At 40.7% G+C, this 11,603-nt stretch carries 10 protein-coding genes; 9 read left to right on the top strand and 1 reads right to left on the bottom strand.

Annotated elements, in window-relative coordinates; translation table 11 throughout:
- The first annotated feature begins 158 nt into the window (after positions 1-158).
- The 6 genes from LC454_RS25380 (at position 159) to LC454_RS25355 (ending at position 4,928) form a co-directional block, all read left to right on the top strand.
- Complete coding sequence (locus LC454_RS25380; RefSeq protein ID WP_223585230.1) at positions 159-398, top strand: hypothetical protein; 240 nt, start codon at positions 159-161, stop codon at positions 396-398.
- A gap of 727 nt (positions 399-1,125) precedes the next feature.
- The gene (locus LC454_RS25375; protein ID WP_223585229.1) at positions 1,126-1,959 is read left to right on the top strand and encodes a helix-turn-helix transcriptional regulator; all 834 of its coding nucleotides are present in this window, start codon (positions 1,126-1,128) and stop codon (positions 1,957-1,959) included.
- Between the two features lie 115 nt (positions 1,960-2,074).
- The gene (gene ygiD, locus LC454_RS25370) at positions 2,075-2,932 is read left to right on the top strand and encodes a 4,5-DOPA dioxygenase extradiol (protein WP_223585228.1); all 858 of its coding nucleotides are present in this window, start codon (positions 2,075-2,077) and stop codon (positions 2,930-2,932) included.
- 154 nt (positions 2,933-3,086) lie between these two features.
- Complete coding sequence (locus LC454_RS25365; protein ID WP_223585227.1) at positions 3,087-3,374, top strand: SelT/SelW/SelH family protein; 288 nt, start codon at positions 3,087-3,089, stop codon at positions 3,372-3,374.
- Between the two features lie 79 nt (positions 3,375-3,453).
- Entirely contained in the window at positions 3,454-4,290 is an 837-nt protein-coding gene (locus tag LC454_RS25360) for a methylated-DNA--[protein]-cysteine S-methyltransferase (RefSeq protein WP_223585226.1), read from the top strand.
- Between the two features lie 23 nt (positions 4,291-4,313).
- On the top strand, positions 4,314-4,928 hold the full coding sequence (locus LC454_RS25355; RefSeq protein ID WP_223585225.1) for an alpha-ketoglutarate-dependent dioxygenase AlkB family protein: 615 nt from the start codon (positions 4,314-4,316) through the stop codon (positions 4,926-4,928).
- Positions 4,929-5,147: 219 nt separating this feature from the next.
- Here the strand turns inward: LC454_RS25355 and LC454_RS25350 are convergent, their stop codons facing one another.
- Positions 5,148-7,028 (bottom strand): M1 family metallopeptidase, encoded by a 1,881-nt coding sequence (locus tag LC454_RS25350; RefSeq protein WP_223585224.1) that lies wholly within the window; start codon positions 7,026-7,028, stop codon positions 5,148-5,150.
- Between the two features lie 254 nt (positions 7,029-7,282).
- On the opposite strand from LC454_RS25350, the gene LC454_RS25345 reads away from it, so the two are divergent.
- From LC454_RS25345 to LC454_RS25335, 3 genes are all read left to right on the top strand, one after another.
- Positions 7,283-8,593 (top strand): BamA/TamA family outer membrane protein, encoded by a 1,311-nt coding sequence (locus LC454_RS25345; RefSeq protein ID WP_223585223.1) that lies wholly within the window; start codon positions 7,283-7,285, stop codon positions 8,591-8,593.
- Between the two features lie 109 nt (positions 8,594-8,702).
- The gene (locus tag LC454_RS25340; RefSeq protein WP_223585222.1) at positions 8,703-9,512 is read left to right on the top strand and encodes a hypothetical protein; all 810 of its coding nucleotides are present in this window, start codon (positions 8,703-8,705) and stop codon (positions 9,510-9,512) included.
- 19 nt (positions 9,513-9,531) lie between these two features.
- Positions 9,532-11,601: a TonB-dependent receptor gene (locus LC454_RS25335; RefSeq protein ID WP_223585221.1), complete on the top strand. Its 2,070-nt coding sequence runs from the start codon at positions 9,532-9,534 to the stop codon at positions 11,599-11,601.
- Positions 11,602-11,603 lie beyond the last annotated feature (2 nt).

The following is an 11,603-nucleotide window of genomic DNA, read 5'->3' as shown; positions in this document are numbered from 1 at the left end:
ATTTCCGCGCCTAACTTCCGTTAAACCCTTCTTTTTTTCATGATCACCTCTTCCGAAGTAACCGTCCCTCCCTTGCGGAGTGGTGCAAAGATAGGGAGATTACTAACAAACTTCCAAGCCTTTTGTTCTTATTTATTTCTTTTTTAACCTAACTCGCTGTGAACTTGGCGGATTCTTTTTGTAAAACAGCATCCCGGGAGGCCAAGGGATGCAAAAATGGACGGTTATACGGGAAAATGCAGGGAAAGACCACAGAAAGGTCGCGAGAACGTGAACGAAGGAACGTGGATGGAGGAACCGGGGAATGCCGCACGGTAGTGGATACCCTGGGCGCAGACGTTATGGAAAAGGTGGACTCATGGGAAAAAAGTGTCCCGGAGCGAAAAGAGGGAGGCTAAACATAACAGCCGCATCCCCAAGACGCCCTACCACCACGCCGCAGCAGGGACAGAAAGCCGGTATGCCCACAGCAGCGAACTTCCCGCAAAGATAGACGACCACAAACAGAAAAAAAGCCGATGAGCCGCAGCAGGCAGACCGGATCACGGACAGGTATAAAAACCGCAGCCGAAAAAAAGCGCAGACCATCCAGAAAGACAACCCAAAAAGAAGGGGCACCAAAGTAAGGACAAATCTACTGTTTAGTTAGGTTTAGCTTAGGTTTAGTTTAGGTATTAGTTAGGTATTGTTTAGGTTTTAGCTAACGAATACCTAACTATACCCTAACCTAATCGTAGACTATTGCTACTTTAATACTGGACTTATCATTAAAAAATACCAGGATTGGTATCCCTAAAGCCAAAAGCATCCCCCTTCAGGGTTGTGTTCGCACCTTCCTACTATCTCCCTCAGCTTTTCTATACCATTTAACTATCGTTTGGATAGGAAAATTCAGAACATTGGCGAACAAGGCATGGCCAGAGCGCGATTCAGATACCACAGGTTGCCCAACAGCAGCAAAAGAACTTCAACCCTTTTCGGGAATGGGACAAAATACACTAAACACGCGGGCTCACTATTGGAATCGTTGTTTTTCGGAAAAGCAATAAAAAAAATACAAATTAAGCCGTACATTAGTAGAGGATACATGATCATTAACAGGAATATTTAACACCTGCATTAGTTTTGAACGAACTTTTCAAAATATATCAAGTCGATGCGAAAGAAGCACTACGCATCCAAGAGTCGAAAAATGAAATGCATCAACATGATTTCGAAGAATTGATTATTGGCGTCAAGGGACAAGTAGAGCATTTCATCGATTTTAAAACGCAAACATACAGTGCTCCCTTTGTCAGTTTTGTAACGCAAGGTAAAAATCATCGAGTGAAACCGCTTCTCCAAGACAATGACATCGATTTTTGGGTTATCCGATTTAAAAGCGAATTCATCCCCGAAACCACCTTCCAACTCTATGCGCATTTTCATGAAAATGCAACATTGACTTTTTTCCAACCAACCTGTTTTTCAAGATTAGTTATCCTGTGCCAAATGATCCAACAGGAAACACAACAGTCCTTAGTAGATTATGCGGTTATTAAGCAATTGTTAAGTACAATCTTTATTATGATCGAGTCGGAGCGAAAAAAACAATTTCCGGATACCCAACAACAATTAAAAAACCAAAGTACGACGTTCACCAGCTTTCTATCTATATTAGAAGAGAATTATCGACGACCTGAGGGGATTAACTATTACGCGGAAAAACTTTTTATGTCTGCACGCAATTTAAACCTGATCTGCCAAAGTATATTACAACAAAGTGTGTCGGAAATCATTGAAACAAGAAAACTGATAGAGGCTAAAAATCTATTGTTAACAACAAATAAGACGATTTCGGAAATAGGCTTCGAATTAGGCTATCAGGAAAAATCTTATTTCACCAACGTTTTTAAAAAGAAAGCCGGAATGACGCCATCTGAATTTAGAAATGAAATACAGAAGTTGATTTCCGAATAATACAACAGATTGACTAAAAAACAATACCCCCTCCCACCCGACTCTACTTAATTTTGTAATAACAATTAACGCTATTAGGAATATTCAAATGCGTAGAAAGGATTTTATAAAAATTATGGCAACATTACCCTTATCAGGCATAGCTAGTCCCGCAAGTTCATTACGTAAATTGTCGACTGAACTTACTGCGACAGATAAATTTCCAGCTCTTTTTTTAGGACATGGAAGCCCCATGAACGCCATTGAAGACAATGAGTTTGTTCAAGGATTCAGAAAAATAGGACAAACATTCGAAAAGCCGAAAGCAATCCTGGTTATCTCGGCGCATTGGGAGACACGTGGAACATTTGTTACCGCCATGGAGCATCCGGCTACCATTCATGACTTTGGAGGTTTCCCCCAAGCTCTGTTTGACGTACAATATCCTGCACCCGGAAGCCCATCTTTAGCCCAAGAAACACAGCGTATCGTCACGAAAACCGAAATTCATCTTGACGATAAATGGGGATTGGATCACGGCTCCTGGTCTGTTGTCAAACATTTATACCCCAATGCTGATGTACCCATTATTCAGATGAGTATTGACTACACCCAACCAGCTTCCTATCATTATGAAATTGCACAGCAGCTGGCTGAGCTACGAAAAAAAGGTGTATTGATTATCGGAAGCGGCAACATGGTCCACAATCTCCGAATGGTAGCCTGGGATAAACTCAACACAACCGGATACGCCTACGAATGGGCCTCCATTGCAAATGATAAAATGAAAAAGTTTATTCAAGATGGCAACCATCGGGCTTTAATTGATTTCAGGCAACAGGGAAAAGAGTTTGACCTGGCAATCCCAACACCGGAACACTATCTTCCTTTAATTTATACACTGGCTTTACAGGAAAAAAATGAAGACTTATTTTTGTTCAATGACAATTCGGTAGCAGGCTCACTCACCATGACTTCATTAAAGATCGGTTAGCTGAAAAAAACAATATAATGAAATAAGATTTCACCCCAGACTATTTAACGACTATTTGTCAACGGTCTGGGGTGGATTTCTTATGGACGTTTTGATGACAGCAGAGAGATAAGTACATTTGTTTTATAGAACGCATACTATCTTAGTTTAAATCATGGCATCAAAACCTGTTATCGAAATTGAATACTGTCCAAAATGCAATTGGATGTTGCGCGCAGCTTATATGTCTCAGGAGATATTGAGCTCATTCACGGAAGATATCCATGGCGTCCTCCTTATTCCAAGTGAAATTGCCGGCCGTTATACCATACGCATAGACAACAACGAAATCTTTGATCGAAAAAGAGCAGGCCGATTTCCCGAAATAAAGGAATTAAAGCAACTGATCCGGGATATTGTCGCCCCTGAAAAATCATTGGGACATTCGGATAAAACTTCTTAAAAATTCGTTCAATTTAGCATAAATCGGATTTTATAAACTTCTTCTTCTTAGCAACTTTGTATAAACTAAATGGACAATCATGACTATTCAACAAGAAGTAGATTTTCAACGTATCGCCAAGGCAATACATTTCTTACAAGAAAATTTCAGAACTCAACCCACACTGGGACAGATCGCTTCTCATGTCTACATGAGTGAAGCTCATTTCCAACGGATGTTTACCTCCTGGGCAGGCACAAGCCCGAAGAAGTTCTTGCAATATATCAGTTTAAATCACGCCAAATCATTATTGAAGGAAAACAATATTGCAGAAACCACTTTTCAGCTGGGCCTTTCGAGTAGCAGCAGATTACACGAACTGTTTATCAATATCGAAGGGATGACACCTGCTGAGTACAAGAATGAAGGTGCTAACCTACTCATTTCATACTATTATTATGAAACACTTTTTGGCCCCATCATCATAGCCTCTACTTCAAAAGGCATCTGTCATATTGCTTATGAGGAAGATAAAGAATCTGCGTTCGAAATCCTTCAAAAGCGCTTCCCAAACGCAAAATATACACTGCAGCAGGATGTAATGCATGAAAATGCACTAAAAGCATTAAATCCACAGAATAATGATATCAGTCAAGTGAAATTGCATCTCAAAGGAACAGAATTTCAGTTGAAGGTATGGGAAGCACTGTTAAAAATTCCCATGGGTAATTTAAGCACTTATGGTTCGATTGCTTCTCAAATCGGAAATCCCAAGGCTTCACGTGCTGTAGGCACAGCTATTGGCAGTAACCCTATTGCCTATCTAATTCCTTGTCACCGGGTCATCCAAAACAGTGGCATATTTGGTGGGTATCGTTGGGATCCGATAAGAAAGACAGCGATCATAGGCTGGGAGAGCCTCCACACGGCAATATAGGGCAACAAAACAGTAAGGATAACATGGAACTTTTCGACAATCTTTTTGATGGAAACAAAAATATACTTCCCTATGATGGGACAGTCAATTACTATGGCAAAATACTAGATCCGCAACAAGCGGATCACTATTTTAACCTGTTGATGAATTCCATCGAATGGGTAAACGATCGTGCGATTATTTTTGGAAACGAAATTATCACTAAACGCAAAGTTGCCTGGTATGGGGATCAGGCTTTTGAATATAGCTATTCCAATACCACCAAAAGAGCTCTCCCTTGGACAAAAGAGCTACTGGAACTAAAAACACTTGCTGAATTAAAAACACAGGAAACTTATAATTCTTGTTTATTGAATCTATATCACAATGGTGATGAAGGTATGGCCTGGCACAGTGACGGAGAAAAAGACCTAAAGAAAAATGGCGCCATTGCTTCTTTAAGTTTTGGAGCCGAAAGAAAGTTTGCATTCAAGCACAAAACGACAAAAGAAAAAGTAGATCTTATTTTGGGAAATGGTAGTCTTCTGGTTATGAAGGATCTTACACAGACGTATTGGTTGCACCGTCTTCCCCCTACAAAAAAGGCATTTATGCCTCGTGTGAATCTGACCTTCAGAACTATTGACAATTTTCAATAGCACAGACAATTGATTCGTAAAGCTGATTATTTTCAAATTACCCATCCATATGGGAAAGGATATTCAGCACTGATATCAGCAGCTGCAAAGACATCAACTTTAAGATGGGAGCCGACCTAAGCGCACAATAATTTCATTGTCAGACAATGTGAGGCTATAAATTTAATAGGAATTGTGTCAATCTCCTTTATAAGAAGGAGATTGACACAGATAACGTTGTTATCTTAAAGCTGCCCAATCATTGTCTTTGGCTGTATAGTCCATAAAGACACCCCCATCCAACGTAATTTTCTTCACTTTCTTTGAAGATGACCAGCTGACTGTTGCCTGTTTTTCATTCTGTTGCCAAATTATAGGTGTTTGATGTTTTGTTTCCAAAGTGCCGTCTGTATAGGTAATCAAGACATCAAATGGAACCGCAAATCCCCCTACGTTTGTGATCGACAAAGTGTTTTTGTTACCAGATTGCTTAAAGCTATCCACCTTTAAATCGATGTAATTATTGGTAAAATACCAGTTTTTCCAAAACCAATTTAAATTCTGACCAGCTCCGGCATTGATACTATAAAAGAAATCCCATGGCGTAGGGTGTTTACCATGCCAAAGATCCATATAATGATGTAGCGCTTTTTTGAAAACCGCATCACCTAAATAATCCCTTAACGCGATATACGATAAGGCAGCTTTGATATAGGCATTATTTCCGTAGCCCAAACCATTTAACTGTGAAGTCATGGTAATCAATGGTTGATCCTCTTCTGTAGACGGGTCAAAGATATATCGTTTCACGCGTGACTCTTTAAAAAGCTCCTTATTCTTTTCGGCTCCGATCTCCGCATTACCAATCCAAAATTCAAGTGCTGTAGCCCAGCCTTCATCCATATAACCATATCGGGTCTCATTGATCCCCATGTAAAAAGGGAAATAGGTATGTGCGATCTCATGATCTGCTGTTTGTCGGGCATCAACAAAATTGTCGGGCACACTTGAATCATTGATCATCATCGGGTATTCCATATCTGCAAATCCCTGTACTGCTGTCATTGTCGGATAAGGGTAGGTCACACCAGGCCAATTTTTGGAAAACCAGTCGATACAGTATTGCTGCCAGCCAATATACTGTTCAAAATCGGGAGTGCCAGCAACATAACTGGATTGTACACTGACGCGTTTGGTCCCCAGATCCACACTACCAGCATCCCATATATAATTGTCGCTCACACTGAAACAAAAGTCAGGAACATAAGTTGCTTTAAATTTCCACTTATTCCATTCTTGCTGTGCGGTTACCCTGCCCTCCTTCATTTCAGATACTGTAGCAACATGGATAGGCTCATCACTCTGTTTCGATTGCTCAAAGCGTTCTAAAATAGGCTTCTGCAATACTTCCGCCGCATTCTGAAGCTCTCCTGTGGCCCATACGACAAAATTCTTAGGAACAGCAATTTCAAACTGATAATCATTGAAACCATTATAGAACTCCTGTCTACCGTTATGCTCCAAAACATCCCAGCCATTATAATCATCATAGACAGATACACGTGGATAGGAATAAGCACAATAGAAAGTAGATGCATTGAGCATGCCATCGCGGTCGCTCTCAACCGATAATGGATATTCCCAGATAATCTCTAAGGTTGCCACTGTTCCGGGAAGAATTTTCTGCCCAAAATCACTGAGTTTGACTGTTCCCCAATCTCCACTATTGACCTCATAAACCTGTCCGTTGAGTTTAAAGAATTTTATCTTTAACCCCGATGTCAGATAGTCGTCCGAAGCATAATTAGCACGTGCAGCATTGGGTTTGTGTACATTGTTCACAAATCGAATCGCCAATTGCTTTAATGTATCGGGGCTATTATTGGTATATAAAATTGTTTCATTCCCATGGACGGTCTTCGCGGTAGGATCCAACTGTACCTTGACATCATATTTCCCAAAGTTTTGCCAGTAATTTTTACCAGGCACACCGGTTGTGGTCCGCGTACCTTTTTCAATGGCTTGTTTAATATTCCTGGGCATATAGAGTTCCTGTGCTTGCGCAAAACCCGTTAGCAACAGCAAGGCCAAGCTGCAGCGATATATATTTTGTCGTATCATATGTCTGAATTAAATAATCAAAACTAAGATAAATTTCCCCTTACTTCCAAGTTTAATTGTGTGATTCTGTCCCATTGCTGAAAATTGCTTACCACACACATTTTCGCGTTTTAGTACGCAACGATTCAAGCGGATAATTTGCGGCCCAACAAGAATTGGCTAGCCCCAATACCTGTTCAAAATAAAATTGTGTTCATTCCTTTAAAAAACATTTTAATATTTTTGACGTTTAGATCTAAGATAAACCCGAAGGTATGCAGCAATTTTTACGTCATCGTTATTTATTCACGCTCTGTTTTTTACTACCTTGTTTTCTGCTGACATCCAATAGGCTTGTGGCTCAATCTGAAACTGAAATAGATTCGGCTTCCTTCTATAAAAAACAGCGTGATTCTATTCTGGCGAGCCAATATGATATATCGGATTTGATCGGCCGGATTATCCATCCCAAACGTAAAAAGGAAAAATCCAGCAAACGTTCTCCGATTACCCTGATGCCAAACATTGCGTATAATCCGACAATTGGTGGACAGATCGGTGTCAAAGCTGTTGCTGGAAAAGTACTGGGTGATCCAAAAACAACAACCATGTCAATCGCCGCAACGTCAGCCTCCATTACGACCAAAAACATTATGGTTTTCTATATTAGCCACAATGTATTTACCCCAAACAATAAGCTGAATTTTCAGGGGGCTTTTGCGTTGGTTAAAATGGTTGCCCTAGACGCAGGTTTGGGTATGACCCCGCAGGGCAAATGGAACAATGAGGAGGAGGAAATACTTGCCAATCCCGAGCATAAAAAATATGGTGCCAAATATAATGCCTTTACTTTTAATGAAAAGGTGTATAAAAAGGTTGCTGATGACTTATTTTTAGGAGCCGGAGTGGCATTCGATCTACGACGGAAAATAACGAGCAGTGGACCAAATGGCAATATTACCCCCAATACAATATATACCGAAAAGCATGGTTTTGCTCCTGATAGCTACAACTCCAATGGCCTCCTATTGAATATACAATATACGACCCGGGATAATCCCAACAGACCTTATAAAGGAATCTATTCGGACATCGGCCTACGATGGAATACAAGCTTACTGGGCAGTAGCAAAAATGCCGTCCAGCTCACAACCGACTTTCGGAAATACTTTAGTTTATCGCAGTCAGATCCAGCACATGTGCTTGCTTTTTGGTATTGGGGCTCTTACAAACTTGGAGGCGTTCTCCCCTACTTCGACCTCCCTGGTACAGGAAGAGATGCTGCTGTGAGGACTGGTCGCGGTTATACAATTGGCTATTTCAAGGGACCTTCTTTTGCCTATGCGGAAACAGAATACCGTTTCCCAATTTTAAAAAATCGCTTTTTGAGTGGCGCTGCATTTTTCAACCTCCAAAGTGCAAGTGATGAATTGGGCACAAAACTTTTTGAAAGGTGGCAACCGGGCGGTGGTGCAGGGTTACGGGTACTGTTTAACAAAGCCACCCGAACAAACCTCTGCTTGGACTATGCCATAGGAAAATATGGATCCCGTGGATTCTTCCTCGGATTGAATGAAGCATTTTAATTTAATGGAAAGCGGCAAGACTTCTTTTCTATAAATTCATTAAATTAGCCGATATTGTGACTTCGTCCAGAATCCAAGGGATGAAGTCCCCTATTGAAGATAAATACGCATGAATTTACAGACAATTTTTCTATACCTTTTGCTTTTTGGATTTGCCTCCTGTCAGCAAACATCACAATCTAACCCTCAGGCTATTCCGGCAAAAGACAGTATGGTCAATAACCAAAGTCAGCAGGTGAATGAAAGTCCCCAAGCAGTGAAACCTTTGCTCGATACGTCCACCTATGCTAATCCGCGATTCAATAAGATAGCTAATCAGCAACGCAAACAGCTGGTCAAATTGGCTGATGAGGGGCTCTTTGAAAAATTACATCTAAAACTGCAAGCAGACCTTGCCGAAGAGCAAAAGAACTATTTCGAGACTCATGCAAATCTCAATATATTGGCGCGTACAAAAGGGGATATTTTTGAGAATAAGGGGAACGATCTGGCATATATTGTCTATGATAAAGAAAAATATCAAATTGAAATCCTTCTTTTCGATCAGAAAAACAAACGCTTTAAAACATTGTATCGGGACGTACAAGTATCCAATTTGCTGCGTCAATCCGATTGTTACTATGCCAATGGAACAGTAGATTATAATATTGGCGCAGAATTGATTTATCAAGAGGATTATATCCGTTCAAGTCAATCAAATTATTTGATTGATGAAAATACATTCTTGATTGACAATATTTCAACAAATAATATCTTTGATCTAAAACGGGGCTGCTTAAGCAGGGATTTCCCTACCAATGCTATGGCTAATACCCTGTGCATACCGACGAGCTCGGTATATGCCAATTATCAATGCTTGAAATACAATAAGACTAAAGCAGTTTTTGAAATTTACTTTAGCCAAGAATTTGCGGACTAGGCCAACCTAACCATTAAAAATGAAAAGAAATTACCTACTTGCCGCAATTTGTCTATGTGGTAAATTATATGCCCAAACGACTGACAGCATCAGCAATAGACTTGAACAGGTCGAAATTAAAGCTTATTTTAATAAACAACCCTTACTACGACTTACATCATCAGCGGCAGTATTAAGTCAGCAGCGTATTCAATCTCAGCAATCACTGGCGCTCGTCACTGTCATGAATACGGTACCTGGACTACGCATGGAAGAACGCTCTCCCGGAAGCTATCGTCTGGCATTAAGGGGCAGCATGCTCCGTTCTCCGTTCGGCGTCCGTAACGTAAAGATCTATCTGGATGATTTTCCACTCACAGATGCTGGAGGAAACACCTACCTAAATCTGATTGATCCTTACACAATAGACCAGATCAATATATTGAAAGGACCCGATGGCTCTATTTATGGTGCCAACTCTGGTGGTGTAATTTCACTCTATAGTAAGGGTTTTAATAACTTGACCAAACCCGAAGTCAACTTACAGTTAACGGGCGGTTCCTATGGCTTGTTTCAGCAGCAGCTCAATGCGGTGCTTCCAATCAATCAGACACAACAATTGGCGATCAATCAAAGCTGGACACGCAGTGACGGTTATCGACAACATTCATCCTTGAACAAGAAAACCATCCAGTTGAACTACAATTGGCAATATGCAAAACATTCTGAGCTCAAATTCACTGGATTCTATACCGATCTGGGGTATCAAACTCCCGGAGGTCTTACTGCTGCACAAATGGATAGCGATCGCCGGCAATCCCGTCCCAAAGGGGGGCCGAATCCAAGTGCTGCGGAACAAAAAGCGGCAATCTACGATAAAACTTTTTTTGGTGGTGTGAGTAACCAAACGAGTATCAGTTCTAAATTAACCCTCTTTGCCAATGTATTCGGTTCGTCTAACCAGATCAAAAACCCCTTTATCACCAATTATGAAAAAAGGGATGAAAAAAACTTGGGAACACGGCTCTATTTATCCTATGTTGATCAGCTTAGCAAAAACTTAAAGTATGAACTACAATTAGGTTTAGAGGCTCAAAAAGGTTGGTACGATATAGACAATTATGATAATAATCAAGGGCAGGCTGGCAATCCACAAGCCAAAGATAAGCTGGAAAATAGTCAACAGTCATTCTTTGCACGCACTCAGCTAGCTTGGTTGGAACGTCTTCAAGTCGAACTGTCCATTGGACTCAATGAAAATAAAATTGCTTACCAACAGCGTTATCCAGTTGCACAAGAGGACAAAGCACATATCAATTTTGGCAATACCTGGATGCCGCGAGCCGCTGTCTCCTATATGGCGACACCGACGCTAGCAATCCGGGCCTCTATTTCAAAAGGGTTTTCAGCTCCAACAATTGCGGAAGTGCGCTCATCTGACAATATGATCAATAAGGACCTAAGGCCTGAGACTGGTACCAACCATGAATTCGGTGTTCGATGGCACTTATGGAACCGTCGTGTTATATTAGATGCAGCAGCATATACGTATCAAATGGATGATGCCATTATTCGGCAAGTACGTGAAACCGGAGCAGAATATTTTCAGAACACCGGAAAAATAGATCAGAAAGGAATTGAAGCATCTATACTCGCCTATTTGATAACACCAAGGTCAGTCGGGCTTATCCGTAGCATACAGATCGGAAGCAATTTCTCGTTAAATAACTATTCTTTCAAAAACTATCAGGTTGGGGATAAAGTTTACAGTGGCAACAAATTAACCGCTGTCCCAAAAACAGTGTGGGTAAACACTTTAAATGTTCTTTTCCCCTATCAACTTCATTTGGATCTACTTTCCAATTTAACCGCTGCCATACCATTGGATGACGCTAATACCGTTTATGCAAAACGTTACCATCTTTTACAAGGCAAAATATCCTGGAGCAAAGCTGTAGGTAATGGACATAAAGTCAGTATTTTTGCTGGTGCCGACAATCTGTTGAACCAAAAATATAGCCTTGGCAATGACATCAATGCTTTCGGTGGTCGGTATTTCAATCCAGCCCCATTGCGAAATTATTATGGCGGCATGAATTTTAATTTTTAATA

The organism is Sphingobacterium sp. GVS05A (assembly GCF_019969845.1).
GTDB lineage: Bacteria > Bacteroidota > Bacteroidia > Sphingobacteriales > Sphingobacteriaceae > Sphingobacterium.
Note: the sequence above shows the minus strand (reverse complement) of the source record. Positions and strands in the feature narration are given on the sequence as shown.